This is a genomic window from Nonomuraea turkmeniaca (assembly GCF_005889735.1).
Taxonomy (GTDB): Bacteria; Actinomycetota; Actinomycetes; order Streptosporangiales; family Streptosporangiaceae; genus Nonomuraea; species Nonomuraea turkmeniaca.
The window spans coordinates 1-24750 of sequence record NZ_VCKY01000105.1 but is presented as its reverse complement, the minus strand read 5'-3'; the positions used below and the strand labels follow the sequence as shown (position 1 = coordinate 24750).

Sequence of the window (24750 nt, the reverse complement as noted above, 5' to 3'; positions counted from 1 at the left end):
GCTCCCTCATCCAGGCAGCCGGAGCAGCTTGAAAGAACTCGCGATCTTGTCGAACTCGCCGGCGCGCTTTCTGAAGCAGATCGACTGGCAGCCGATGAGCATGACGGAGACCGTGGCGCCCTTCTCGTCGAGGATGGCGGTGTGGTCGAACGTCTGGACGTCGTTGCCGATCTGGTAGTTGAAGCGGACCCGGACGCCCCGGGCGCCGCCGCCCAGGGTCAGGACCTCGTTGCCGAGGAGCTCGAAGTTCTGGAAGGTCGGCGGCTGGCCGGTCGCCGCCGACTGCTGCACGTACAGCTGGCGCATCTGCTCGGTGACCGGCAGGACGAAGTCGCGCAGCCTGTTGAGCGAGATCATGTCCCGCTGTTCCTCGGTCAGCTGGTGGACGGTCGCGTAGACGAAGGGATCCGCCGAGCCCAGGAGATGGTTGACCGACGGTTCCGTGGACTGGTCGAACGCCGTCGACCAGACCCGCTGGGCCCGCAGTTGCGCCGCCTGCGAGTTGGGGTGGTCGCCGGACAGATACATCTCGATGGCGTTCGCGTTGAGCTGCGTGAACGAGGCCGGCACCTTGAAGTAGGTGGTGCCCGTACGGTCACGGACGTAGGTGAATTCCGGCTGCCCGCACGCCGACACCGCGAAGATCGCGACCAGGAGTGCGATCAAAGCCCGTGTCTTTTTCACCAGGGCTTACCTCCGCATTTACGGACCAACGGAGTTGTTGTGCCCGCTTTCCGGCGGAATGAGCCCCACACGGGCTGAGAAATCTTGACCAAATCTTGGCCAAGGGTTGGCTTTACTTGTTACAGATCAAAAAGCCGCACGTCCTGGGGTGCCTCGCTCCATGGGTCGATCGCCCATACAACGTTCATGCAACCCCCATTGGTTCAACTGAGGAAGTAGCTAAAGATATGAGGATCCCTAGCGACATTCGGAGCATGCGATGACAGAACCCGCCATGGAGACCGTGGACTCCTTCGGGGTGTCGGCCGAACGCCAGTTCGCCGATGTCTGGGCGAGGACCGTCTTGTCGGTCAGGGAGCGCCGCCTGCTCCTGCTCGGGCTGCTCGTCGGCCAGGGCCTCGAGCAGTTGACGGAGGTCCAGCTCGACGTCGCTCTGCGGGCCGGCGAGCTCAGCGAGACCGAGTTGCGGGAGGTGGTGGTCTTCCTGGCGCACTACGCGGGCTGGGCCCGCGGGGCGATGTTGAACGACCAGGTGGAGGGCTTGATCGAGCGGATCAGGCAGGCTCGATCCGATACAGCGGGCCCCGCAGGCTGAGCGCGTAGAGCTCGCCGTCGTGCCCCTGGCCGAACGACGACAGCTGCTCCACCTTTCCGACCTCGGCCGCCTTCTCCAGCTCGTCGACGGTGCCCGCCTTGATCCATCCGGCGCAGAAGTCGCCGTACAGGAACTGGCCCTGCAACCACGGGATCTTCTCGCCCCGGTAGACGTATCCGGCGATCACCGAGCAGTTGCCGTCCTGGCCGAGGGGATAGACGATCACCGGGTCGACCAGCTCGCGTCCCTTACCGCCACGGAAGGGTTTGTCACCCTCGCGGAGGTTCCAGCCGTAGTTCTCGCCGCCTTCCGAGCCCGCCGGCTGGTAGTCGACCTCCTCCCACGCGTTCTGCCCGACGTCGCCGATCCACAGGTCGCCGGTGTCGCGGTCGAAGGTGAACCGCCATGGGTTGCGCAGCCCGTACGCCCAGATCTCGGTCTTCGCGCCTTCCTTGCCGACGAACGGGTTGTCCTCGGGCACCGTGTACGGCCGGCCGCCCCGGGAGTCGACACGCGGATCGATGCGCAGGATCTTGCCGAGCAGCGTGCCGAGGTCCTGGCCGTTGCCCTCGGGGTCGCCCGCGCCGCCCCCGTCGCCGAGCGCGATGTAGAGGTAGCCGTCGGGGCCGAAGGCGAGCTGGCCGCCGTTGTGGTTGGCGAAGGGCTGGTCCTGGGTGAGCACGTCGCGCCGGCCCGTCGCCTTGGAGCCGTCGTAGGCCCACTCGGTGACGTGGGTGTGGCCTTGAGCGTCGGTCCAGTCGAGGTAGACCCACCGGCCGGACGGGTGGAACGCCACACCCAGCAGGCCCTGCTCGTTGCCGCCGCTCACCTCGCCCGACAGGTCGATCACCGTCTTGCCGTCGGAGGTGCGCAGCCGGCCCGTCTGCTCGGCGACGTACATGCGGTCGTCGCCCTCGCGTACGGCGAACGCCACCGGCTGCTCGAACTCGCCGATCTTCCTGAACCGCAGCTCGCCCCGCTCGGCCGACGTGGCGGCGGGCGCAGCAGTGGTGGGCGCCGGGGCGGTGGTCGTCGTCGCCTCGGCGCGAGGAGTGAGCGGCCCGGCGGACGGCGGAGCCTCGGACGAGCAGGCGGTGACAGTTGCGACGACAAGGAGCACAGCCACGACGAGGCGCACACCGCTCATCCTGCCACGGACGCTAGGGTTCAGGCATGCCAACCGCATTGATCACCGGCGCCACCGCCGGCATCGGCGCAGCCTTCGCCCGGCGCCTGGCCGCCGACGCGTACTCGCTCGTCCTGGTGTCACGGGACGAGAGCCGGCTCGCCGAGGCCGCCGGCCAGCTCAAGCTCAGGTACGGCGTGAGCGTCGAGGTGCTGCCCGCCGACCTCGCGACCGACGAGGGGATCGCCGCGGTCGAAGCCCGCCTGCGCGACGGTGTGGACCTGCTGATCAACAACGCCGGATTCGGCCACCCCGGCCGTTTCCCCGACGTGCCGGTCGAGGACGAGGTCCGCATGCTCAAGGTGCACTGCGAGGCCGTGCTCAGGCTCACGCTGGCCGCGCTGCCCGGGATGCGGCGGCGCGATCGGGGCGCGGTGATCAACGTGTCGTCCGTGGCGGCGTTCTTCACGCGCGGCACCTACAGCGCGTCCAAGGCGTGGGTGGTGAACTTCAGCGAGTCGGCCGCGGCCGAGGTCGGCAACCCGCGCATTAAGATCATGGCGTTGTGCCCCGGTTTCGTGCGGACCGAGTTCCACCAGCGCGCCTCCATGGACACGTCCGGCATTCCCGGCTTCCTGTGGTTGAAGGCCGACAACGTCGTCCGGGAGGCGCTGCGTGACCTGGCGCTCGGCAAGCGGGTGTCGGTGCCGGATCCGCGCTACAAGGCGATCGTGGCGGTCGGCAAGCTCGTGCCGCGCGGCCTGCAGAGCTTCGTGTTGGGCAGGCTCGGCCGCTGACGGGCCTTTCAGCGGCGTGCCGGGGCCGTCCGGAAAAGGACGGGCCCCCGCCGCGGGAGGGGGTCGCGGTGGGGGCCCAGCGGTCGCGAGCTGAGCTCACGACCGAGAACTGCGGCCGATCAGCGGTTGGCCTCGTGGCCGATCGCCAGACCGCTCGCCGGGTCGAAGAAGTGCAGGTTGTGGGTGTCGACGACCAACTCAATGTTCTGGCCGGGGCGGACGTGGCTGCGGGCGTTGACGCGGGCGGTCCACAGGGACTTGTCGCCCACGAGCGGCAGCGCCGCCTCCTCGTCGTCGCCCGTGTCGGCGGCGGCAACGGTGTCCTTGTGCTCGACCGGCGGGGCGTCGATCAGGAACAGCACGTTGATCTCGGAGCCCAGCTCCTCGGTGACCTCCGCCTTGACCGGCAGCGTGGCCCAGCCGTTGGCGTGGTTGCCGGCGGAGGTGGCGTCCTCGAAGTCCGACGGGCGGATGCCGAGGATGATCTTCTGGCCGATGTACTGGTCGAGGCCCGGCTTGTCGGAGAAGGTCGAGTCCGGGATCGGCAGCTTGATGTCGGCGAAGGTGACCGCGGCGCCGCCGTCGCGGACCAGCTCGGCGGTGACGAAGTTCATCGAGGGCGAGCCCATGAAGCCGGCCACGAACAGGTTGACCGGCTTGTCGAACAGGTTCTGCGGGGTGTCGACCTGCTGGAGCAGACCGTCGCGCAGCACGCAGACGCGGTCGCCGAGGGTCATGGCCTCGACCTGGTCGTGGGTGACGTACACGGTGGTGACGCCGAGGCGCTCGTGCAGCGTGTTGAGCGAGGCGCGCATCGAGACGCGGAGCTTGGCGTCCAGGTTGGACAGCGGCTCGTCCATGAGGAAGGCCTGCGGCTCACGCACGATGGCGCGGCCCATGGCGACACGCTGGCGCTGACCACCGGACAGGGCGGCCGGCTTGCGCTTGAGATAGGTGTCGAGGCCGAGCATCTTGGCGGCCTCGTTGACCCGCTTCTGGATCTCCGCCTTCGGCATCTTGCGGAGCTTGAGGCCGAAGGCGAGGTTCTCCTCGACCGTCATGTGCGGGTAGAGCGCGTAGTTCTGGAAGACCATCGCGATGTCGCGGTCCTTGGGCGGAAGGTGGTTGACGACCTTCTCGCCGATGGAGATCTCTCCGCCGCTGATGTCCTCCAAGCCGGCAATCATCCGGAGCGCGGTCGACTTACCGCAACCGGAGGGGCCGACCAGCACCATGAACTCGCCGTCCTTGATTTCAAGGTTGAGCCCGTTCACGGCCTTTACGCCACCGGCGTAGACCTTGTCGACGTTCGTCAGAACGATGGATGCCATGACATTCCTTCGCGCTCCAGGGCGGTAGCCCGGATGTTGTTACCGTGCACCCACTCACGTGGATACGTTTTCAAGCATCTCACCCGAAACGGACATCGGTGTCAAGGGTTAGCGCGTGACCAGCCTTTGTCACTGTGCATACCTTCCCCTTCGATGGAAAGCATGATGGAATCGTTTCCATGGAGAGGCGTGCGACGATCAAGGACGTGGCCGAGGCGGCCGGCGTGGGCGTCGCGACCGTGTCCAGGGTGCTGTCGGGCGGCTCGGCCAGCCCGCGGACCAGGGAACGTGTCCTGGCCGTCGCCGCGCAGCTCGACTACCGCCCCAGCGCGCTGGGCCGCAACCTGCGCCAGCGGCGTACCGGCGGCATGGGCCTGCTCGTTCCCGACCTGACCGACACCTTCTACGGCCAGCTGGCGGAGGGCGTGCTCGCCTGCGCCCGCTCGGCCGGCGAGCCGGTCGTGCTCGGCTCCACCGGCGGCGACCCCGAGCAGGAGTCCGAGCTGATCGGCATGCTGCTGGAGCAGAGCGTGGACCGCCTGATCGCCGTGCCGTCGGGCGACGCCGAGACCTGGGCCCCGGCGATCCGCGCGGGCATGACCGTGGTCTTCGCCGACCGCCTGCCCGCCCCCGCCGCCGCTGAGGAGGATGTCAGGGCGGCGGCCCTGACGGACCTCCTGGCCCTGGACGGCCTTCCCGCCACCCCGCAGACCCGCCCGCTGGACGTGCCCGCCGTGGTGGCCGACGACCGGGCCGGCATCCGCACCGCCGTCCGCTACCTACGAGGCCTGGGTCACAAGCGCATCGCCTTCCTGGGCGGACCCGGCCACGATCGGCGGGTCGCGGCCTTCAGAGAGGCGGTGGGGGCGCCGGTGGACGAGGAGCTGGTGGTGTTCGGCACCGGCAGCCGCGACTCCGCCTACGCCGCCGCCTCCGGCCTGTTCCAGAGCCGCCCCGACCTGTCAGCGGTGGTGACCGGGGGGAACGTGCTCGGGGAGGCGGCCGTGCTGGCGGCCAGAGAGCTGGACCTGCGGGTGCCGCGGGACGTGTCACTGGTGATGTACGACGACGTGCCCTGGGCCGAGCTGTGCTCCCCGCCGCTGACGGTGATCGCCCAGCCGGGGCGCGACATGGGCTATCGCGCGGCGGAGCTGGTGCTGCGCGCCGGGACCCGGAAACCCCGCAGCGTGGTCCTGCCCACCGAGCTCATCATCCGCGGCAGCTGCGGTCCCCGCCGCTGACAAGTCAGCGGGGCACGGTGGCGCGTTCCGCCGGGAGCCGCCACACGTCCGTCGAAGGAACCCGATCGGGCGACACCGTGTCTCAGCGCGTGGGCGCGCCGGTGTAGCGGCGGGGCAGGATCATGACCGGGTTGTCGTCGAGGATCACCTCGGGCGGGCCGAACTGGGCGGCGACCTCCCGGATCTCCGGTTCGTCGAGCATGAGCAGCCGGCCGCGCTCGACGAAGACCTCGCCGTCCACCAGCACGGTCGGCCGGTCGATCTGGCAGTCGCAGTGCGCGAAGCCGGGCCCCGTCTTGACCGGGACGCCACCAGTCAGGCCGTCGAGACCGCAATAGAAGGCCCCCGCGTGCTTCTCCCGCTCGAACTGCGTCCCACCGGACACCCGCACCTTCGGATTCAGGCCGAACAGGCCGTGCCGCATGTAGTAGCCGCCGGGCGCGTACCGGCGCAGTTGCTCGGCGGCGGCCCCGCCCTCGATCTTGCGGACGAGGTTGCCCTCCAGGGTGATCCGGACCGGCTCCTCGGGCACGCCGGTGACCGTGCTGTCCTCGACGACCAGGACGCCCTCGGTGTCGGTGGGCCAGAAGTTTGCGCCCCCGTACGGGAAGGGCCGCCAGTCCCCCGGCCGCATCGCGCCGGGATCCGGGTCGAAGGTCAGCCCCGAGAACGTCACGTCGGTCCCCCTCTCGGACGTCACCCGAATCGACCCGGCCGCCGTCAGTTGGCGCAGCGCCCGCCGCAGCAGCGCGTAGAAGACCTCGGCGGGCAGCCGGCCGCCGGTGAGGAGCGCACCCGCCGTGGCCGTCATATGCAGGGACAGGAAGCGGGAGGAGCGCGACTTGATCTGATCGAAGAACAGCGGCGCGGTGTGCACCTCACCCCACCAGGTGCCGCTGATCACGACATCCGCCTCACGGAACGCGGCTGTCTCGATGTCCAGCGGCGCCTCCCTGTCCCACCCTCCCGGGCTGAACGGCGCCACCGACAGGATCCGCACGTCGGCGTCCCGGTACGCGGCCGCCGCGCCGATCGCCTGGACGACGACCGGGTCGACGGCGTGCTCCATGAGCAGCAGCACCCGCTCGCCGGCCTCCAGCCGGACATACTCGAGCAGGTTGCGGACCCCGGGCATCAGCTCAACGATCGAGTACGGCGCCGCGGGCGGCTCGGCGACGTAGCTGAAGGGCGATCCTGCGTACGGATTGATCGTCACATCGCAGCTGATACCCGGACGGGAAATCGCTTACCGTATTTGACCGATTACTCATCGATTATTAGCCCCATGCACCGGTGTGCGCTGGTCAGCCCGGCCACCCCGCGGATGAGCGATGCCGCCGTCGGCCGCCTGCCGCGCGAGGACCTCGACGCCTGGCGCCCTGCCCAGGGGTTCGGGGACCGGCAGGTCCCCGTTCGGGTGTGCGGTGCGCCCCCACACAACTTTGACTAAAGGAGCTTTTCGATGGCCGCGGTGACCGAGGGGTCTTCCGGGACGGTGCGGGGGCGGAAGCGGGCCACCACGTTGCCCGCTCCGTCCACCAGGAACTTCTCGAAGTTCCACTGGATGTCGCCGCCCTCGCCGTCCGCGTCCGGGACGCTCGCGAGCTCGGTGTAGAGCGGGTGCCGATCCGGGCCGTTGACGTCGGTCTTCTCCAGGAGCGGGAAGTCCACGCCATACGTGGCCGAGCAGAACTCCTGGATCTCCTCCGGCGAGCCGGGCTCCTGGCCGGCGAACTGGTTGCAGGGGACGCCGATCACCGTGAAACCGCGCGGGCCGTACTGCTCCTGAAGCTTGACGAGGCCGGCGTACTGCGGGGTGAGACCGCAGCGGGAGGCGACGTTGACGATGAGGGCGGGCTTGCCGGCCGACAGCTCGCCCAGGGTGGTCGGGGCGTCGGTGAGGGTGCGGAGCGGGATCTCGTTGAGCGTCATGAGGAGACCTTACAGAACGAGTCACCTCGAAAATGAGACGCAGACCACATTTATCCGACAAAACCCCTGAAGCAGGCATATATCGGGATCTTTACTGACGATCTTCGTTTACATGGTCAATTCCCTGTAAAGCGATCCTATCGGGCACGGTGGCGCGGTCCATGTCCCCCTTCGAAAGGGAACCCCGCATGCCCATGCTCCGCCGTACCGGCGTCCTGGTCCTGACCGCCACCCTCGTGGCGGCAGGCGGCGCCTCGGCCGCACAGGCGCAGAGCTCCCAGACGAGCGCCAGCAGCAGGAACAAGTCGATCGCCAAGCCCTTGGTGGCGGCGCGCGGCTGGAACAAGGCCCAGTTCAGGTGCTTGGAGAAGCTCTGGGCCAGAGAGAGCGGCTGGAACCACCGCGCGGGCAACCGCTCCTCGGGCGCCTACGGCATCCCGCAGGCTCTCCCCGGCCACAAGATGGCCTCATCGGGCCGCGACTGGCGCACCAACCCTCGCACCCAGATCAAGTGGGGCCTTTCCTACATCAAGCAGCGGTACAGCACGCCGTGTCGCGCGTGGGCGCACTTCCAATCCCACCGTTGGTACTGAGCCAAACCTCCGCGTTACGCGATTCTTGCGGCAAGGGCACACCATGCGCGCGGCGGGCCGGGCAATCCCGCCCCAGCGAGCCGACCGATTATCCGCAACGATCCCACAAACACCTGTCCTTCGCGTGTCGAGAGAGAGGACCCGCGGCGACGGCGCGTAATAGGAATCGTGCTAAAGGACACGTCGCGGTGCCCTCCGGGCCGCCCAGCACGATCGGGCGGAACAGATCCCGGAGGGCCGGGCGGAGCTCCACGTCCGAGCCACGGACGCGGACGAGCAGGGCGCGGAGAGTTCGTGCGCCCGATCCGCACGCGACCCGAGAGCAAGGATCGTCGTGGACAGCAAACGTGCACTCAGCGGCACACTCATTTCCATCACCGCGTTCACCGCGTTCGGCACCGCCGCGACCGCCTGGGCGGAGTCGGTGCCACCGGTCCGGATCCGGACCTGGACGACGTCAGCGCAGCCCGACATCCCGGCCATCCGGCCGGCCAACAAGAACAAGAAGATCGCTCTGGACCACGTCGTCCAGCGATCCTGGAACCTGCGAGAATTCCGCTGCCTGGACAACCTGTGGACCAGGGAGAGCGGCTGGAACCACCGTGCGCAGAACAGCTCGTCGGGCGCCTACGGCATCCCGCAGGCGCTACCCGCGGGCAAGATGAGCAGCGCGGGCCGCGACTGGAAGTCCAACCCGGAGACGCAGATCCGGTGGGGCCTCGCTTACATCAAGGGGAGGTACGGCAGGCCGTGCGGCGCCTGGGGCCATTTTCAGTCACGCAACTGGTACTGACCGTCACCTGCTGCGTGCCGAGTGCGCCACGATGGCCTGGATCAGCAGTTCGAGCCCGAACTCGAACTCGGCCTCGTGGTCGCACTCGTCCAGCAGCGGCGCCAGCGAGCTGACCTCGGGGAACAGAGCGGCATCGACACTGTCGGCCTTGATCATCCTGGTGTGAACAGGCGCGAACGTCGGCGTCACCCCGACCTCGCGGAGCAGCGAGCCCACGATGTACGCGATGAACATCCGCAAGATCCTGACCGCGTCCGCCCCTCCGAACCCAGCGCTGCGCAGCGTGGCCAGCGCCCGCTCGACGGGCAGCAGGCCGGCCGCGGAGTGAAGCTGGCGGCTGACCACGACCATGAGCGAACGCGGGTAATGATGGGCGATCTGCCGGAACGCCCGCGCCTGCAAGCGCACCCGGTCGGTCCAGTGCGCGTCAGGATCGTCGGTGAACTCGATCTTGCTCAGCACCGCCTCTGCCACGCCGTCGAGCAGAACGTCCTTGCTGGGCACGTGGTTGTAGAGGGACATCACGCCGACACCTAGGTCGGCCGCGATGCGCCGCATGGAGATCGCGTCGGCGCCCTCGCGCTCGATGAGGCCGATGGCCGCGGCGACGATCCGGCGGCGCGAGAGAGGCTCCGTGGGCATAGCTCATTCTATTGACGGACGTACGCCGTACGTGCAAGCTCGAATCACGGACGTACAGTGTACGTAAGCCCCTGCGGAGGTCCGATGTCGACGCACGATCTCTACACCATCCCCGCCGAGCTCTCCACCTGGGACGTTCAGATGTCCGGCAACAGCCGGTTCACCTGGGAGTACGACGACGGCCGAGATCGCATGCTGGCCCTGTACCAGAAGGGCAAGGACAAGCAGTGGGACTCGGCCAAGCGCATCGACTGGACCCTGGAGGTCGACCCGTACAACGTGCTCGGGATCCCCGACCAGACGATCGCGATCTACGGCACCCCGCTCTGGGAGCGGATGGACGAGCGGACCCGCCAGGAGGTGCGCCGGCACGGCGCGGCCTGGCAGTTCTCCCAGTTCCTGCACGGCGAGCAGGGCGCGATGATCTGTTCAGCCAAGATCGTGGAGTCGGTCCCCGACCTGGACTCCAAGTTCTACGCGGCCACGCAGACCATGGACGAGGCCCGCCACGCCGAGACGTACGCCCGGTTCCTGCAGGAGAAGGTGGGGCTGGCGTACCCGATCAACGAGCATCTCAAGTCGCTGCTGGACAGCACGCTGACCGACTCGCGCTGGGACATGCCCTACCTCGGCATGCAGGTCCTCATCGAGGGGCTGGCGCTGGCGGCGTTCGGGGTGATGCGCGACATCACGACCAAACCGCTGCCCAAGCAGATCCTCGCGTACGTGATGCAGGACGAGGCCAGGCACGTCGCGTTCGGCCGGATGGCGCTGCGCGACTACTACCGGGACCTGTCGGAGACCGAGCTGCGCGAGCGCGAGGACTTCGTCATCGAGGGCTGCTACCTGATGCGCGACCGGCTGCGCGGCAAGGAGACCTGGGAGAATCTGGGCCTGTCGAAGGCCGAGGTCGACGAGGCCATGGAGGCCACCGACCACTCGGAGTACCTGAGGTTGTTCCGGTCGCTGCTGTTCAGCAGGATCGTGCCGTGCGTCAAGGACATCGGGCTGTGGAGCCCGCGGCTGCAGCAGGCGTACGCGGAGATGGGCGTGCTGGAGATGGCCGGCCAGTCGCTCGAGGCGCTGATGAACCAGGACGAGGAGATCGCCGACAAGCTCGACGCGGAGCGCTTCGCGCAGGAGGAGTCCGAGCGGCACGCCGAGGTCGCCGAGACGATCTCCCTCGGCCGGGAATCCTGATCACCCCGTCGTCCGCGCCCCGATTTCGGCAGACTACGTCGTGTGCGGCCATTACTCAGCTATCGCGATGCCGTGGTCCTGCTCGGCGGCGGTAGCGCGCTCGCCGAGGTGCTGGACAAAGCGTCGTCCTTGGCGCTGTTCGGGCTGGGCGGCATCGATCTGTTCGACGCGCGCGCCGAGGCGGTGCGGCTGGGTGACGGGCTGATCCGCCGGCTGCGCGACCAGGTCAAGGGCCTGAGCCGGTACGACACGACGCAGCGGCTGGCGGCGGCGCATGCGGTCATCGTGATCAGTGCGTACCTCGAGGTGCTGGGTGAGGTGGGCGTGCTGCGCGAGCTGACCCGCGAGGACCAGCAGAGGTTGACCGGGCTGCGCCACGATCACCTCACGGGGACGCTGATCGGCGTGCGCCTGCCCATGCCCGCGCCGCAGCAGCCGCACGAAGCCGTGATCGAAGCCCTGGCCCGGCACTATTCGGCGATCACCAAGGCTCTCGTCGATGTCCTCGCCGGGCTGGCGTGCTGGGACGACTGGGACGAGACCGAACGGGCCCGCCTGACGCGCGATGTGCCCGCGCGGGCCGTGCGCCGCTACGAGGAGTTGTTCCGCCGGCTCGTCGCCGACTTCCCCGAGGTGGCGTGCTGGTCCGATCTCGTCGGACACCAGGCCACCCGGGCGGAGGTCAGGAAGGGTCTGGCCCGGCTCCAGGAACAGCTGTCCGTGATCGTCTCCGCTCGTGGACGGTCCGACCGGCTCAACGCGCTGATCCAGGCGAACCGGGCCGGCCTCGACGGCCCGATCGTCGCCTCGGCCGACCTGCCACGCGGGATGACGCTTCCCACGCTGGGGCAGGGCTACGTCGACCCGGCCTTCCGCGTGCTGCCTGCCGAGCGCGGCCACCAGGTGACCTCGGAGGAGTCATGGGAGGCGCTCCCCCGCCGCGACGACCTGGCCGCGTTCCTGTCAGGCCACCTCACGTTGCCGCAGGCCACCGAGGCGCCGCTGCTGGTGCTCGGCCAGCCGGGCGCGGGAAAATCCGTGCTGACACGGGTGCTGGCCGCCCGGCTGCCCGCTGCCGGGTTCCTGCCCATCAGGGTGGAGCTGCGCGGCGTGCGGGCGGACGCCGACGTGCTGGAGCAGATCGAGCACGGCATCAAGAGCGCGCTGGACGAGGCGATGTCGTGGCCCGACCTCGTTCACGCGGCGGCGGGGGCGCTTCCCGTCGTCATGCTCGACGGCTTCGACGAGCTGCTCCAGGCGACCGGGGTCAACCAGACCGACTACCTGGAGAAGGTCACCGAGTTCCAGCGCCGCCAGACCGAGCGCGGCCGGGCGCTGGCGGTCATCGTCACCTCGCGGACGGCGGTGGCGGATCGGGCGCGCCTCCCCGACGTGTCGATCGTGCTCCGGCTGGAGCCGTTCGACGAGGAGCGGGTGCGGCAGTGGGTCGCCATCTGGAACCACGCGAACCACCGCTATTTCCAGGAGCGCGGTCTCGAGCCGCTGTCCGTGACGTACCTCCTGGCAGCCGTGCCCAACCTGGTCGAACAACCTCTGCTCCTGCTCATGCTGGCCCTGCACGATGCGGACGGCAACGCCATGCGCCGCGTGCGGGGGGAGATCGACGAGGTTGACCTGTATGAGCGGCTGCTGCACGGCTTCACCACCCGGGAGGTGCGCAAGGGCGACGGCGGGCTCGACGACGCGGGCCTGGCGCGAGCGGTGGAGCACGAGTTGCGGCGGTTGTCGGTCACGGCGTTCGCCATGTTCAACCGTGGCCTTCAATGGGTCGGGGAGGACGACCTGGAATCCGACCTGCGCGCGCTTGTCCCGCAGGCGGACAGGCAGGCGCATGGATTCCGCCGTGCGCTCACCCACGCGGAGGACGTGATCGGGCGCTTTTACTTCGTGCACGCGACCCAGGCGCTGCGGGACGAGGAGCGCCTCAAGACGTATGAGTTCCTGCACGCCACGTTCGGCGAGTATCTGGTGACCAGGCTGGTGGTTCGCGAGCTTGAGGACATGGCGGAGGATCTGGCCCTTGCCGCCTCCCGCCATCGTCCCGCGAAACCGGACGATGCGTTTCTCCACGCGTGTCTGTCTTTCGAGACGCTCGCCGTGCGCGGCTCCGTCGTGACGTTCCTCGAACGCGGGATCCGGCATCGTATGTCGCCGGACCGGCGTCTGCTGCTCCGGCGCCATCTGTGCGAGTTGTTCGCCGGGGCGCTGATGCCCAGGCCGGGGTCGAAGTATGACGGTTATCAACCGGTGGCGGCGGAAGTGCCTGCCCGGTGCGCCGCCTACAGCGCCAACGTGCTGCTCCTGACGGTGCTCTCCGCGGACGAGCCCGTCCCCGGCACCGACCTGTTCGTCACCGAACTACCGGAGAACGCGAACGAGTCGTGGCGCAGGATCGCCCGGCTCTGGTATTCGCAGCTCACCAGAGCGGAATGGAGCGGGCTCACCAACACGGTCCGGGTCCGCCATTTCGTCCGTGACGACAGCCGGAGGATGGAGGTGTGGCTCGACGGCGAGGAGCCCTTCGATCTGAAGGATCTGGCCTTCTTCAGCTGGCCAGAACCGCGCATGACGGAATATCCCTATGGGCTGACGGTCAGCGACGGGAACGTGGCGAAATGGATGCGTGAAATCGCCTTTCGCGACGACACCATGCTCGCGCACCTCTTCGTGAATTTGCTTCCCTATTTGCTGGAGGTCGACGACAGGATCGAGGCCCATCCAGACGCGCCTGTCGCCGACCTATTGACGATCATGCTGAGCGGCGAGCCGCACATGATCGCCTACCGAAACGCCTTGCACACGTGGACAAACTGGCATTACACAGCACGCGTATTGAGGCGGCTCGAGTCCGACAGCCACACGATGCACAGCGACGATCTCCTCGAGATTCTCGACATAGCCGCCAAGCACCGGCCCGACGACCTCGAGCGCATACTCCGCAGCCTGGACGGCCGCCCTGATGTCGATCCCGTCGTCCTCACGGAGACATTGGCGCGCGTCGCGTCCATGCGGGCTCAGCCGCCCTCGTAGAAGCGGCGGTGCAACCTGCGTACCTCGTCGGCCAGGCCGGGCACCGGCCCCTCCACCTGCACGCCGGGCGCGACCTCGTTGATCGGCAGCGTGCGGACCGGCGGCGGAGGCACGCCGAGCTCGGACAACCACGAAGCGAGCTGCTCCGACGACGCCACGTACACGATCCGCCCCAACCCGACCCAAGCATGAGCGGCCGCGCACATCGGGCAGTGCTCGCCGGACGTATAAACCGTCGCCGCGGCCCGCTCCTCCGGCGTCAGGTGCCCAGCCGACCACCGGGCCAGCGCGAACTCCGGATGCTGCGTACGATCCCCGGACGCCACGCGGTTGTGGTCCTCGGCCAGGACGGCGCCGTCGCCGGAGACGAGCACGGATCCGAACGGTTCGTCGCCCACCTCCAGCGCCCGCGTGGCCAGCTCGACGCAGCGCCGCAGGTGCGGCATGTCGGATTCGTTGATCACGAGTCCCCCATCCTATGCATCATCACGACGAGCGTAACGGTCGGCCCGAAAGCGCATGATTCCTCGCGTTTTCCCACGTCAGCCACGGAAACCGCACCAGGGGGCCACCAAAAATGGGTTGATCTAACGTACTAACCTAGAAGGGATGCCTCCCGATACGCACATACCTCGCCGTCCCCTGCTGTCCTCCAACTCCCTGTGGCGGATGAAGTCCTACCTCCGCCCGTACGTCACCAGACTGGTCTTCATCTGGTTGGCCGCGATCGTCGGCATCGGAGCCGGCATCGCCCTGCCCCTCATCATCGAGAGGGTCATCGACGGTCCCATCGCCCACCGCGACTCCGGCGGGCTGCTCCCGCTCGGGTTGCTCGCCATCGGTGTCGGCGTCGTCGAGGCCCTGCTGATCTTGCTGCGGCGGTGGGCCCAGGTCAAACCGGTGCTCGGTCTGGAGACCGCCATCCGCGACGACCTCTACAAGCACCTGCAGCGCCTGCCCATGGGCTTCCACGGAGAGTGGCAGTCCGGTCAGCTGTTATCTCGGGCCACGACCGACCTGTCCACGATCCGCCGTTTCCTCGGCTTCGGGATGTTGTTCCTGGTCATGAACATCCTGCAGCTGGCCACGGTGACCGTGCTGCTGCTCAACAAGTACTGGCCGCTCGGGCTGCTGGTGCTGGCCTCGTCCGTGCCGATCATCTGGACGTCGCTGCGGTTCGAGAAGCGCTACATCAGGATCTCCCGCCAGGTGCAGGACGAGCAGGGCGACCTGGCCACGCTCGTCGAGGAGTCCGCGCTCGGCATCCGCACGATCAAGGCGTTCGGCCGCCGCCACTACGTGTACGACCGCTACGACGACGCCGCGCTCAAGGTGTACGGCACGTCGATGGACAAGGCTCGCCTGTCGGCGAAGTTCTTCGCCTTCCTCGAGGTGATCCCCAACATCACGCTCGCCCTGGTGTTGCTGCTCGGGGCGCTGGCCGTCGGGTCCGGCGCGCTGACGCTGGGCGCGCTGGTCGCGTTCACCACGCTGATGTTGCAGCTGGTGTGGCCGATCGCGAGCCTGGGCTACATCCTGGCCATGGGCCAGGAGGCCATGACCTCGGCCGACCGTCTCATGGAGGTCATGGACACGGTCCCGGCCATCGAGGGCGGGACCGGCACGATCGACAAGCCCCGCGGCCACCTGCGCTTCGAGGGCGTCGGGTTCCGCTTCCCCGGCGCCGACCGGCCGGTGCTGCACGACGTCTGGCTGGACGTAAGCCCCGGCGAGACGGTGGCGATCGTGGGCGCGACCGGCGCCGGCAAGACCACGCTGACCGCGCTGGTGCCCCGGCTGATCGACCCCACCGACGGCCGCGTCACGATCGACGGGCACGACGTGCGCGACCTGGAGCTCACCACGTTGCGCTCCGTGGTGGCCACCGCGTTCGAGGAGCCGACGCTGTTCTCGATGAGCGTGCGCGAGAACCTCACACTCGGCCGGCTCGACGCCACCGAGGAGGAGCTGGCCGACGCCATTCAGACGGCGCAGGCCATGTTCGTGTACGACCTGCCGTGGGGCCTCGACACCCGCATCGGCGAGCAGGGCCTGTCCCTGTCCGGCGGCCAGCGCCAGCGCCTCGCCCTGGCCAGGGCCGTCCTCAGCGAGCCGCGGATCCTCGTGCTCGACGACACGCTGTCCGCGCTCGACGTGGAGACCGAGGCGCTGGTGGAGGAGGCGCTGCGGCACGTGCTGCGCGACGCCACCGGCATCGTGGTCGCCCACCGCGCCTCCACGGTGCTGCTCGCCGACAAGGTGGCGCTGCTGCGCGACGGCACGATCACGCACGTCGGGCAGCACCACGAGCTGCTGGCCCAGGTGCCCGAATACCGGGAGCTGCTGGCCCAGGACGCCGACCTGGACGACGCGTCGGAAGGAGCGCTGCGATGACCACGACGTCCACGTCACCGGGCACGTCACCGGGCAAATCGCCGGGCACGACGTCCTGGCGCGGCGTCGCCTCCGAGGACCAGGACGAGCTGCCGGAGAAGGTCTCCATCCTGCTGCGGGAGCGTTCCCGCCGGCTGCTCGGCGACCTGCTCAGGCCGTACCGGAAGCAGATCGCACTGCTCGTGGCGATCATCGTGGTGTCGAACGCGGCCGGGCTCGCCATCCCCTTCCTGGTCTCGGTGGGCATCGACCAGGGCATCCCGCCGATCGCCCGCGGGTCCGGCCCGTCGACCCTGCTGACCGTGGTGGGGGTGATCCTGGCCGCGGCCGTGACGCAGGCGCTGACCCGGCAGGCGTTCCTGCGGCTGTCGGGCAAGATCGGCCAGAGCATCCTGCTGGAGCTGCGCCGGAGGGTGTTCGACCACTTCCAGCGCCTGTCACTGAGCTTCCACGAGAAGTACACCTCGGGGCGCGTCATCTCGCGCCTGACCTCGGACATCGAGGCCATCGCCGAGCTGCTGCAGTCCGGGTTCGACGCGCTGGTCAAGGCCGTGCTGACCATGGTGGGCACGGCCGTGCTGCTGCTGATCCTGGACGTGCACCTGGGCCTGGTCGCGTTGATCCCGCTGCCGCTGCTGGTGTTGTTCACGCGCTGGTTCCGGCGGCAGTCGGTGCTCGTCTACCGGCGTACGCGGGAGACGGTGGCGCTGGTGATCGTGCACTTCGTGGAGTCGATGACCGGCATCCGCGCGGTGCAGGCCTTCCGCAGGGAGTCGCGCAACCAGGAGATCTTCCGGCAGCTGAACGACGACTACCGGGGCGCGAACGCCAGCGGCATGCGGCTCGGCGCGACGTTCATGACCGGCATCAAGCTGATCGGCAACCTGACGATCGGCGGAGTGCTGTTCTACGGCGGCTCGCTGGTGCTCCAGGGTGAGGTCACTCCGGGCGTCCTGGCCGCGTTCCTGCTCTACCTGCGCCAGTTCTACGAGCCGATGCAGGAGGTCAGCCAGTTCTACAACACGCTGCAGTCGGCGGGAGCGGCGCTGGAGAAGTTGTCGGGCGTGCTGGAGGAGGAGCCGTCGGTGCCCGAGCCGCGCAAGCCGCAGCCGCTGCCCCAGGGCAGGGCACGCGGCAAGGTGTGCTTCGAGGGCGTCAGGTTCGCCTACGTCGAGGAGATGCCGATCCTGCCGAGGCTCGACCTGAAGATCCCGGCCGGCCAGAGCGTGGCGCTGGTCGGGGCGACGGGCGCGGGCAAGACGACGCTGGCCAAGCTGATCTCCCGCTTCTACGACCCGACCGAGGGCCGGGTGCTGCTGGACGGTGTGGACCTGCGGACGCTGGACGAGCCGACGCTGCGCCAGGCCGTGGTCATGGTGACGCAGGAGAACTTCCTGTTCAGCGGCACGGTCGCGGACAACATCAGGTTCGGCCGGCCGGACGCGACCGACCGGCAGGTGCGTGAGGCGGCCAAGGCGATCGGCGCGCACGAGTTCATCTCGGGCCTGCCCGACGGGTACGACACCGAGGTCGGCAAGCGCGGCGGCCGCATGTCCGCCGGCCAGCGCCAGCTGGTGGCGTTCGCCCGGGCGTTCCTGGCCGATCCGGCCGTGCTGATCCTGGACGAGGCGACCTCCAGCCTGGATGTGCCGAGCGAGCGCCTGGTGCAGCGCGCGCTGCGGACGATCCTGGCCGACCGTACAGCGCTGATCATCGCGCACCGGCTGTCCACCGTGGAGATCGCCGACCGGGTGCTGGTCATGGACCGGGGCGAGATCGTCGAGGACGGGCCGCCGGCCCGGCTCATCGCCGCCTCCGGCCGCTTCGCCGGCCTGCACCAGGCCTGGCTGGACAGCCTCAGCAGCTAGTGGTGCGGGTTGGCCGCGGCCACGACGTTCGCGTACAGCTCGTACCCGACGAATAACGCCACCGGCACCCCGATGGCGACCAGAAGCCGGCCGGGCAGCCGCGTCCGCTCAACAGACACGCTGTCCGGCTCGGCCGCCGGCGGCAGGTACGGCTCCGGCTCCGGTTCGGGCACGGGCATGAGCTCGCGGTGGCGAGCCAGGTACCCCGACGGGAACGAGGTCACGTGGCAAGCGCCACAGCCGGGGCAGCAGGTCCCCGACCAGGGCGGCTGCACCCACACTCCCGAACTGAGCCAGACCTGCGTCTCGTTGCCGTGAGTGTCGGCGAGAGTGCGGACCACGAAGTCCTCCTCCCACACGTGCAGGCAACGCAGGCATTCGAAAGGCCATGACACACGGGTCTCGAACCCATCGGGCACGAGGACCACCCCTCCCGGCTGCGGATCACGGTTCGACCCGAGTGTCCGCCCGGCCGGGCATTTCCTCGCAAGACCGGACTTGCGACACTTACCGTTACGGAATCCTTACCATGTGTCAGGTTAGTTGTCAGTAGAGCGGGCGCGGCACCGGGCTGAGCAGCGGGGTCGCGTCGGGCGCCGCCGGCTGCTCCGGTGGGATCAGCTCCGGATGGCGCGCCAAGTAGCCCTCAGGGAACGTGGTGGCGGACTGGCAACCACAGCGCGGGCAGATGGCACCCGGCGACGGCGGCGGCACGGGCAGCCCGTTGCGCAGCCAGACCTCTCCTGCGTTGCCATGGTGGTCGTCTACGTGCCTGACCAGGTATTCCTCTTCCCAGACGTGCCAGCAACCGCGGCACTCGAACGGCACGATCCTGCGTTCTTCCTCCAACGAGGTCACCCCCTTGCTTCCGAGTTTCCGCCTGCTTGTCGGAATCTCGCAAGCGGACTCACCGAACGGTGAAGGCAAAGGTCAGGGCACCTGCGACCACGCCGAGCACACCCAGCCAGGCGAATACCACGTCGAGCCCGGGGTCCAGCGGCCTGCCGCCGTGCAATGCCGCCTGCACCCGCCGGAACCGGGCTCTGGTCCTGATGAGCAGCACGCCGCCGCACAGCGCGGCCAGCGCGAACGCGGCCACCGCGAGGGCAGGCAGGCTTTCCCTGGCCGACAGCCCGGCCGCGCCGAGCCCGCCGGTGGCCAGAGCCACGGCCGTCCGCACCCACGCGAGTCTGGTGCGCTCGCTCTGCAGCCCACGGTCCCAGACCTCCTCTTCGGGAGCCATCCTCATCGCCTCATGCTGAGAGGATGATGAGAACGAGGGCGATCACGGCGACCGCGGCCACGCCGTACCCGAAGACGGCGGCGAGCGCGGGCGGCGGCAGTGGCGCCTGATCGCGCAGCGCCCGCTGGATGTTGCGCCAGCGCGGGTAGGCCATGCCCGCGGCCAGCGCGGAGAGCGTGACGAGCACAACGGCCAGGGTGGTGCGGATCCACGGCACGAACACGTCGGGCGGCACCGCCGCGATGGCGACCCCGCCCGCGCTGAGCGCCAGCGCCGTGCTCAGCCAGGTGAGGAAGGTGCGTTCATTGGCCAAGGTGAAACGCGGGTCGGGCTCCATGGGGAAAACGATATTTCGTCCCCATTTCCCCTAGAGAAGCCGGGATTCACCCGGTGCAGGCCTTGGCCACCTTCTCCACGTACGCGGCGCCCTCGGTGGCGACCTTCTGCGTCGCGTCGACGGCGTCGTTGACGTCGTTGACCGTGATGCCGCTCAGGGTCTTGGCGAGATCGTCGGAGGCTTCCTTGATCGTGGTGTTGGAGGCCTTGTCGGCCACGTCGTTGAGCTTGGTCGCGGCGTCGTCCAGGGCCTTGTCCATGGCCTGGGGGTCGTTGGTGAGCTGGGCGATCTGCGTGCCGAGCTCGCTGACGATCTTCGGTGCCTCCAGGCATGCCTGGGCCTTGTCGATGGTCTGGTTGACCTCGCCGCAACCGGCTGCGGCGATGCAGAGCGCGAAGGCGGCGAGGGGCATGAACCGGCTCTTGTGGAGTCGCATACCTCGACCCTACCCAAGCGTTCCCGATCAGCGGCTGACCACGCCCAAACGGTTTCGACCAGCACTGATATCGAAGGCGATATCAGTCGGTTTCCGATATCGCTATTAGACATACGGAGAACTCATCTGCTTTGCTCCTGCCTCTGACAGGCGACAGCAAGGACACATGACATGCGAAACCTCCGCGCCCACCGGCTGGCGGCGGCCACCGCCCTGGCGATCTCCCTCGTGGCGGGCGGCACCATCGGCACGGGCACGGCGTCGGCCACGAGCGTGGCGGCCGCGCCGGCGGTCTCGAGCCAGGCCAAGGTCAACGTCAGGAAGGAGCTGCGCGCACTGGAGAAGGCCTTCAAGGGCCGCATCGGCGCGTACGCCGTGGACACCGCCACGGGCAAGACCGTGACGTACCGGGCGGGTGAACGCTTCCCGCTGTTGTCCACGTTCAAGGCCATGGCGTGCGCGGCCGTGCTGCACAAGGCCCGCACCTCGGACCCCGGGCTGATGAACAAGGTGCTCCACTGGACGGCCGACGAGGTGCTGGACTACTCCCCGGTCACCGAGAAGCACGTCAAGGACGGGCTGACCGTGGCCCAGCTGTGCGAGGCGACCATAACGCTGAGCGACAACACCGCGGGCAACCTGATCCTGAAGCAGATCGGCGGTCCCGCCGGCCTGACCGAATACTTCCGTTCGCTCAAGGACCCGATCTCCCGCCTGGACCGCTACGAGCCCGGGCTGAACGACTGGACACCGAAGGACAAGCGCGACACCACCACCCCCGCGGCCATCGCCCGTGACCTGCGTGCGTTGACGAGCGGCAACGCACTCCACGCCAAGGATCGGGAGCAGATCAACACCTGGCTGATCGCGACCAGGACCGGCGACGCGCGTATCCGCGCCGGCCTGCCCAAGACCTGGACGATCGGCGACAAGACCGGCACCAACTCCACGGGATTCGGCGGCGGGAACGACATCGCCGTCATCTGGCCCGAGAAGGGTGCCGCTCCCATCATCATGGCGATCTACACCAACCGCACCCCCGGCCTCGCCACCGACGACAAGACGATCGCGAAGACCGCCACGATCCTGGCCCGCGGGCTCGGCAAGGTCTGATGTCCGGCCGGGAGGATGAAGATCGTATGCCTGGCCGCCGCGGCGTGGCGGCGGGCGTACTCATGGCCGGGATCGCGGTCCCGGCCATGGGGTGCGATCACCACCACGATGGACTCGGTCATGCAGGCGGCCACGGACCGGACGATCCGGCAGTACGTCCACGCCTCCGACACCCCGGTCGCCGCCCAGGCACTGGTCCAGCCGGGGACGGCGCGATCAGGGCCATGGCCGCCAGCAAGCCGTACGGGCGGCGCACGGCCAAGAACGAGATCTCGTACGACGTCGTGGCGGACGCCGCGCACGGCGGCGGACCGGGTTCCAGCCGGGGCCACGTTCAAATCGTTCACCCTGATCAGCGCGCTGAAGCAGGGGATGAACGTGGACGACGAGCTCACCGCGGGCGCGGGGTTACCGCGCGCCCGGCTACGCGACCTTCACGAACTGCTGGGGCGAGAACGTCGGCGATGCCACCCACACGGTCACCAACGACGAGGGCTCACCGGGGTGGAACATGTTGCGGACCGGCACGTAGGGCTCGGCTGGCTGGCTCGGTGAACACGTTCTTCGTGACTCCTCCGCTCCCTAAGGGGAGCGGCTTCTCGCTAAGCCGCTTCCGCAGCGTCGCGAAGGGCAAGCCCTGCCCTCAAGATGTTGATCGCCGCGTTCACATCAGCGTGCGCGGTGTGCCCACACGCCGCACACGCGAACTCGGCTTGAGTGAGGCGGTTCTCCTTCGTACAGTGCCCGCAACGCGAGCAGGTGCGGGAGGTGTTGCGGGGCTCGACTGCGATCAGCTCTCGACCGGCACTTTCAGCCTTGTGCGCGAGGATCGTCAGGAACACCCCCCAACCCGCGTCCAGAATCGATCTGCCCAGCCCGGACTTTGCGGACGCGCCGTTGGGCAGGTGTCCGCCTGCGCTGTCCGGCCTTGGAGCGGCCCGTTTGGTCATGTTCGCTATGTGCAGGTCTTCGTGCGCGATCAAGTCGTAGGCGCGGACCAGCGCCAGGGCGGCCTTGTGCGCTCCGTCGAGGCGTTGGCGGCGTACCTTCGCATGCAGGGCGGCGAGGCGAGCCACGGCCTTACGTCGCCGTTTGCTCCCGCGTTTCTTGCCTGCGAGGTCCCGCTGGGCGGCGGCGAGTCTCCCGGCGGAGGTGGCCAGGTGGCGCGGGTTGGCGAGGTGTTCGCCGTCGCTGGTCGTCACGAGCGAGGTCACGCCCATGTCGATCCCGGCCGCGGCCCCTGTGGCGGGCAGCGGCTGGGCGGGCACGTGGTCACACGACAGCAGCAGCAACCAGCGGGAGGCCTCCCGCTTCACACTGATCGTCTTCACCGTGCCCTTGACCGGGCGGTGCTGATGCACACGGACGTGGCCGACGCCCTGCAATCGCACATAGGTGGCGGTTGGGTGGGCCTGGGAGTCCCACCGGCAGCCGTCACCGTCCTTCGGCCACTCCACGGTGTCGAACCAGCCCCGCCCCTTGAACCTGGGATAGCCGGGCTTCTCGCCCTTCTTGACACGCCGGAAGAACGCGCCGAACGCCTTGTCCAGACGGCGCAGGGTGGCCTGCTGGGAGGAGAACGACCACCGGCCCTGCCCGTCGGGGTCGCCGGCGCGGATGTGCTTCAACTCGCCCGACTGGTCGCCATAGCGGATGGTGACACCGGCCTTGGCGTAGGCGGTGCGCCGGTGCTCCAGCGCCGCGTTGTAAAGCTGCCGGTGACTCTCCAAGCACGCGGCCAGCGCGGCGGCCTGCTTGCTGGTGGGGCGCAGCAGAAACCGGTACGACCTGCGCACACCCACCTCCCAGATTTCTCACGAAGGTAATGAGACCACCACACTATCGAGGGGCACCGACAATATCCGGAGGGAGGAGCGCGGATTCCCCGCCAGCTGAAGAAGGCGGTCCTGGACCCCGGCCATCGCGGACGCCACGGCCGACGTGCTGTCCGGGGTGTTCACCAAGGGCACGATGCGGGCCGTCGGCGGCATCGGGCGCGACGCGGCCGGCAAGACCGGCACCACGGACGACTACGCGACCGCCTGGTTCGCCGGTTTCACCCCGGACCTGGCAGGTGCGGTGAGCATCGGGGATCCGCGGGGCTCCCAGCAGCACAAGCTGGTCGGCGTGACGATCGGCGGCCGGTACTACGGGTCGGTGGCCGGGGCGAGCCTGCCCGGCCCGATCTGGCGGGACACCATGGCGGCCGCGCTGAAGGACGTGCCGCCGTCGTCGTTCCCGCCCGTCGACGCGGCACGCTTCGACGGCTGCGATCGCTTCTGCCGTCAGTAGGGGTGGCGGGTCGGGAGGAACGTATGGATTGACAGCCTTAGCATCGCTAATGCAGCATGACCTTAGCGTTGCTAAGGAGGTAGAGGATGCGACTGACCAGGGCCTTACTGGCGTGCGGCGCTGTCGCCGGCCCACTGTTCATCGTCCTGGTCCTGATCCAGGACTACACGCGTCCCGGCTTCGACCCCCGGCGGCAGCCGCTCAGCCTGCTGAGCCTGGGCGACCTGGGATGGATCCAGGTCGCCAACTTCGTGGTCACCGGAGCGCTGTACGTGGTGTCCGCTGTGGGAATGCGGCGCGTGCTCCGGCACGGCCGCGGCAGGGCGTGGGGACCACTGCTGATCGGCGCTTTCGGAACCGGTCTGGTCGTCGTGGGGCTCTTCCGCACCTCCCCTGGGTGGGGCTATCCGCAGGGGGCGCCGACCGGCGTGCCCACGGACGCCGGCCTGAGCCACATGTTGCACGGCGTCGGCTTCTTCGTGGTGTTGGCCTCGCTGATCGCGGCCTGCTTCGTGTTCGCCCGGCGGTTCGCCACGCTGGGCGAGCCGCGATGGGCGGCTTTCTGCGCGGTCATCGGGGTGGCGCTGCCGGCGATCTATGTGCTGTCCGGCGTGCTGTCGGAGCGCGGTGAGAACTCACAACCCCTGAGCCTCCTGCTTCGCCTCCTGGCCTTGGTGGGCTGGGGGTGGGCCGCACTCCTGGCCATGCGGCTACGCCAGGAAACCATGACCGCTCGGGGCGGGCTCCCCCACCGGCCCACTCGTTGATCGGGTGGGTGCCCGGCGGAGGGCCGAAGGGAGGCGCTGCCCGGAGCCCCGATCGTCCGCAGCGCCCGCTGCGGACGACCTTGCGGTAGGCCCCGGACCCCGGGCACGGGTCTAGGACGCTGGTGTAAAGCAGGTCATCCCAGCTGAGGATTTTCGGGGGAGCTCGTTGGATGGCGCTATGCAGGAGCGTCGGAGTCCATGCTCGCGGCGGGGTCCTGCCGGTTGTGCGGGTCTGTGCGGTTGTCCACAGGCCCGCTGAAGGCCGTCACCTCGTCGCCCAGACCCCTTCCTCTCGGGTGAGGTCCCTGGTCAGGC

At 68.7% G+C, this 24750-nt stretch carries 26 protein-coding genes; 13 read left to right on the top strand and 13 right to left on the bottom strand.

Translation table 11 applies throughout. The features are described from left to right. Nucleotides 1-6: 6 nt before the first annotated feature. The gene (locus ETD86_RS28065; RefSeq protein WP_138669160.1) at nt 7-684 is read right to left on the bottom strand and encodes a hypothetical protein; all 678 of its coding nucleotides are present in this window, start codon (nt 682-684) and stop codon (nt 7-9) included. A gap of 259 nt (nt 685-943) precedes the next feature. Between ETD86_RS28065 and ETD86_RS28060 the strand changes: the two genes are divergently transcribed. Then, on the top strand, nt 944-1279 hold the full coding sequence (locus ETD86_RS28060; protein WP_138669159.1) for a carboxymuconolactone decarboxylase family protein: 336 nt from the start codon (nt 944-946) through the stop codon (nt 1277-1279). Here the strand turns inward: ETD86_RS28060 and ETD86_RS28055 are convergent. Continuing rightward, nucleotides 1239-2426: a PQQ-dependent sugar dehydrogenase gene (locus ETD86_RS28055; RefSeq protein ID WP_138669158.1), complete on the bottom strand. Its 1188-nt coding sequence runs from the start codon at nt 2424-2426 to the stop codon at nt 1239-1241. The two genes, ETD86_RS28060 and ETD86_RS28055, sit on opposite strands and share 41 nt — an antisense overlap. A gap of 26 nt (nt 2427-2452) precedes the next feature. On the opposite strand from ETD86_RS28055, the gene ETD86_RS28050 reads away from it, so the two are divergent. Continuing rightward, the gene (locus ETD86_RS28050) at nt 2453-3202 is read left to right on the top strand and encodes an SDR family NAD(P)-dependent oxidoreductase (protein WP_138669157.1); all 750 of its coding nucleotides are present in this window, start codon (nt 2453-2455) and stop codon (nt 3200-3202) included. Between the two features lie 119 nt (nt 3203-3321). Here the strand turns inward: ETD86_RS28050 and ETD86_RS28045 are convergent, their stop codons facing one another. Continuing rightward, nucleotides 3322-4533: an ABC transporter ATP-binding protein gene (locus tag ETD86_RS28045; protein ID WP_138669156.1), complete on the bottom strand. Its 1212-nt coding sequence runs from the start codon at nt 4531-4533 to the stop codon at nt 3322-3324. 179 nt (nt 4534-4712) lie between these two features. Here ETD86_RS28045 and ETD86_RS28040 point away from each other — a divergent pair, with 179 nt between their 5' ends. After that, nucleotides 4713-5774 carry a LacI family DNA-binding transcriptional regulator gene (locus ETD86_RS28040; protein WP_138669155.1) on the top strand — a complete coding sequence of 354 codons (1062 nt, stop codon included), beginning with the start codon at nt 4713-4715 and terminating at the stop codon, nt 5772-5774. Between the two features lie 82 nt (nt 5775-5856). On the opposite strand, the gene ETD86_RS28035 is transcribed toward ETD86_RS28040, so the two are convergent. Next, nucleotides 5857-6990, bottom strand: coding sequence for a 2,5-dihydroxypyridine 5,6-dioxygenase NicX family protein (locus tag ETD86_RS28035; RefSeq protein ID WP_138669154.1), 1134 nt, complete (start codon nt 6988-6990; stop codon nt 5857-5859). Between the two features lie 230 nt (nt 6991-7220). Next, the gene (locus ETD86_RS28030) at nt 7221-7706 is read right to left on the bottom strand and encodes a glutathione peroxidase (protein WP_138669153.1); all 486 of its coding nucleotides are present in this window, start codon (nt 7704-7706) and stop codon (nt 7221-7223) included. Nucleotides 7707-7894: 188 nt separating this feature from the next. Here ETD86_RS28030 and ETD86_RS28025 point away from each other — a divergent pair, with 188 nt between their 5' ends. Continuing rightward, nucleotides 7895-8299: an aggregation-promoting factor C-terminal-like domain-containing protein gene (locus ETD86_RS28025; protein WP_342779312.1), complete on the top strand. Its 405-nt coding sequence runs from the start codon at nt 7895-7897 to the stop codon at nt 8297-8299. Between the two features lie 334 nt (nt 8300-8633). Next, a complete protein-coding gene (locus tag ETD86_RS28020) occupies nt 8634-9092 on the top strand; it encodes an aggregation-promoting factor C-terminal-like domain-containing protein (protein ID WP_138669152.1) in 459 nt (152 codons plus the stop codon). A gap of 3 nt (nt 9093-9095) precedes the next feature. Here the strand turns inward: ETD86_RS28020 and ETD86_RS28015 are convergent, their stop codons facing one another. Beyond that, nucleotides 9096-9734 (bottom strand): TetR/AcrR family transcriptional regulator, encoded by a 639-nt coding sequence (locus tag ETD86_RS28015; protein ID WP_138669151.1) that lies wholly within the window; start codon nt 9732-9734, stop codon nt 9096-9098. Nucleotides 9735-9818: 84 nt separating this feature from the next. On the opposite strand from ETD86_RS28015, the gene ETD86_RS28010 reads away from it, so the two are divergent. Together ETD86_RS28010 and ETD86_RS28005 are read left to right on the top strand one after the other, a co-directional pair. Continuing rightward, complete coding sequence (locus tag ETD86_RS28010) at nt 9819-10934, top strand: ferritin-like domain-containing protein (RefSeq protein WP_138669150.1); 1116 nt, start codon at nt 9819-9821, stop codon at nt 10932-10934. A gap of 42 nt (nt 10935-10976) precedes the next feature. Continuing rightward, a complete protein-coding gene (locus ETD86_RS28005; protein WP_138669149.1) occupies nt 10977-13985 on the top strand; it encodes an NACHT domain-containing protein in 3009 nt (1002 codons plus the stop codon). Here ETD86_RS28005 and ETD86_RS28000 read toward each other — a convergent pair. After that, nucleotides 13970-14431 carry a nucleoside deaminase gene (locus ETD86_RS28000; RefSeq protein WP_138669170.1) on the bottom strand — a complete coding sequence of 154 codons (462 nt, stop codon included), beginning with the start codon at nt 14429-14431 and terminating at the stop codon, nt 13970-13972. The genes ETD86_RS28005 and ETD86_RS28000 overlap by 16 nt on opposite strands. A 163-nt stretch (nt 14432-14594) precedes the next feature. Here ETD86_RS28000 and ETD86_RS27995 point away from each other — a divergent pair, with 163 nt between their 5' ends. Then, complete coding sequence (locus ETD86_RS27995; protein WP_246148304.1) at nt 14595-16379, top strand: ABC transporter ATP-binding protein; 1785 nt, start codon at nt 14595-14597, stop codon at nt 16377-16379. Beyond that, nucleotides 16376-18247: an ABC transporter ATP-binding protein gene (locus tag ETD86_RS27990; RefSeq protein ID WP_138669148.1), complete on the top strand. Its 1872-nt coding sequence runs from the start codon at nt 16376-16378 to the stop codon at nt 18245-18247. Before ETD86_RS27995 ends, ETD86_RS27990 begins: the two co-directional genes overlap by 4 nt. On the opposite strand, the gene ETD86_RS27985 is transcribed toward ETD86_RS27990, so the two are convergent. The 5 genes from ETD86_RS27985 to ETD86_RS27965 form a co-directional block, all read right to left on the bottom strand. After that, nucleotides 18244-18588 (bottom strand): hypothetical protein, encoded by a 345-nt coding sequence (locus tag ETD86_RS27985; protein ID WP_138669147.1) that lies wholly within the window; start codon nt 18586-18588, stop codon nt 18244-18246. The two genes, ETD86_RS27990 and ETD86_RS27985, sit on opposite strands and share 4 nt — an antisense overlap. 205 nt (nt 18589-18793) lie before the next feature. Beyond that, a complete protein-coding gene (locus ETD86_RS27980; protein ID WP_138669146.1) occupies nt 18794-19105 on the bottom strand; it encodes a hypothetical protein in 312 nt (103 codons plus the stop codon). Nucleotides 19106-19154: 49 nt separating this feature from the next. Then, entirely contained in the window at nt 19155-19496 is a 342-nt protein-coding gene (locus tag ETD86_RS27975; RefSeq protein ID WP_138669145.1) for a DUF202 domain-containing protein, read from the bottom strand. Between the two features lie 4 nt (nt 19497-19500). Then, nucleotides 19501-19827, bottom strand: coding sequence for a YidH family protein (locus ETD86_RS27970; RefSeq protein WP_138669144.1), 327 nt, complete (start codon nt 19825-19827; stop codon nt 19501-19503). A gap of 46 nt (nt 19828-19873) precedes the next feature. Further along, nucleotides 19874-20263: a hypothetical protein gene (locus ETD86_RS27965; protein ID WP_246148303.1), complete on the bottom strand. Its 390-nt coding sequence runs from the start codon at nt 20261-20263 to the stop codon at nt 19874-19876. Nucleotides 20264-20434: 171 nt separating this feature from the next. On the opposite strand from ETD86_RS27965, the gene bla reads away from it, so the two are divergent. Next, nucleotides 20435-21376 carry a class A beta-lactamase gene (gene bla, locus ETD86_RS27960; RefSeq protein ID WP_138669143.1) on the top strand — a complete coding sequence of 314 codons (942 nt, stop codon included), beginning with the start codon at nt 20435-20437 and terminating at the stop codon, nt 21374-21376. 15 nt (nt 21377-21391) lie between these two features. Next, nucleotides 21392-21931 carry a hypothetical protein gene (locus ETD86_RS27955; RefSeq protein ID WP_246148300.1) on the top strand — a complete coding sequence of 180 codons (540 nt, stop codon included), beginning with the start codon at nt 21392-21394 and terminating at the stop codon, nt 21929-21931. A gap of 47 nt (nt 21932-21978) precedes the next feature. Here the strand turns inward: ETD86_RS27955 and ETD86_RS27950 are convergent, their stop codons facing one another. Continuing rightward, entirely contained in the window at nt 21979-23172 is a 1194-nt protein-coding gene (locus ETD86_RS27950) for an RNA-guided endonuclease InsQ/TnpB family protein (RefSeq protein ID WP_246148298.1), read from the bottom strand. A 145-nt stretch (nt 23173-23317) separates the two neighbouring features. Here ETD86_RS27950 and ETD86_RS27945 point away from each other — a divergent pair, with 145 nt between their 5' ends. Together ETD86_RS27945 and ETD86_RS27940 are read left to right on the top strand one after the other, a co-directional pair. Further along, nucleotides 23318-23668 (top strand): hypothetical protein, encoded by a 351-nt coding sequence (locus ETD86_RS27945; RefSeq protein WP_425465665.1) that lies wholly within the window; start codon nt 23318-23320, stop codon nt 23666-23668. An 86-nt stretch (nt 23669-23754) separates the two neighbouring features. Beyond that, on the top strand, nt 23755-24435 hold the full coding sequence (locus ETD86_RS27940) for a DUF998 domain-containing protein (protein WP_138669141.1): 681 nt from the start codon (nt 23755-23757) through the stop codon (nt 24433-24435). Nucleotides 24436-24750: the final 315 nt, after the last annotated feature.

Coding starts and splice junctions, on each gene's coding strand:
- ETD86_RS28050 (WP_138669157.1), top strand. CDS start 2,453: ATGCCAACCGCATTGATCACCGGCGCCACCGCCGGCATCGGCGCAGCC.
- ETD86_RS28015 (WP_138669151.1), bottom strand. CDS start 9,734: ATGCCCACGGAGCCTCTCTCGCGCCGCCGGATCGTCGCCGCGGCCATC.
- ETD86_RS28000 (WP_138669170.1), bottom strand. CDS start 14,431: ATGCCGCACCTGCGGCGCTGCGTCGAGCTGGCCACGCGGGCGCTGGAG.
- ETD86_RS28060 (WP_138669159.1), top strand. CDS start 944: ATGACAGAACCCGCCATGGAGACCGTGGACTCCTTCGGGGTGTCGGCC.
- ETD86_RS27990 (WP_138669148.1), top strand. CDS start 16,376: ATGACCACGACGTCCACGTCACCGGGCACGTCACCGGGCAAATCGCCG.
- ETD86_RS28030 (WP_138669153.1), bottom strand. CDS start 7,706: ATGACGCTCAACGAGATCCCGCTCCGCACCCTCACCGACGCCCCGACC.
- ETD86_RS27995 (WP_246148304.1), top strand. CDS start 14,595: ATGCCTCCCGATACGCACATACCTCGCCGTCCCCTGCTGTCCTCCAAC.
- ETD86_RS27970 (WP_138669144.1), bottom strand. CDS start 19,827: ATGGAGCCCGACCCGCGTTTCACCTTGGCCAATGAACGCACCTTCCTC.
- ETD86_RS28025 (WP_342779312.1), top strand. CDS start 7,895: ATGCCCATGCTCCGCCGTACCGGCGTCCTGGTCCTGACCGCCACCCTC.
- ETD86_RS27975 (WP_138669145.1), bottom strand. CDS start 19,496: ATGAGGATGGCTCCCGAAGAGGAGGTCTGGGACCGTGGGCTGCAGAGC.
- ETD86_RS27955 (WP_246148300.1), top strand. CDS start 21,392: ATGAAGATCGTATGCCTGGCCGCCGCGGCGTGGCGGCGGGCGTACTCA.
- ETD86_RS28045 (WP_138669156.1), bottom strand. CDS start 4,533: ATGGCATCCATCGTTCTGACGAACGTCGACAAGGTCTACGCCGGTGGC.
- bla (WP_138669143.1), top strand. CDS start 20,435: ATGCGAAACCTCCGCGCCCACCGGCTGGCGGCGGCCACCGCCCTGGCG.
- ETD86_RS28010 (WP_138669150.1), top strand. CDS start 9,819: ATGTCGACGCACGATCTCTACACCATCCCCGCCGAGCTCTCCACCTGG.
- ETD86_RS27940 (WP_138669141.1), top strand. CDS start 23,755: ATGCGACTGACCAGGGCCTTACTGGCGTGCGGCGCTGTCGCCGGCCCA.
- ETD86_RS28055 (WP_138669158.1), bottom strand. CDS start 2,426: ATGAGCGGTGTGCGCCTCGTCGTGGCTGTGCTCCTTGTCGTCGCAACT.
- ETD86_RS28040 (WP_138669155.1), top strand. CDS start 4,713: ATGGAGAGGCGTGCGACGATCAAGGACGTGGCCGAGGCGGCCGGCGTG.
- ETD86_RS27965 (WP_246148303.1), bottom strand. CDS start 20,263: ATGCGACTCCACAAGAGCCGGTTCATGCCCCTCGCCGCCTTCGCGCTC.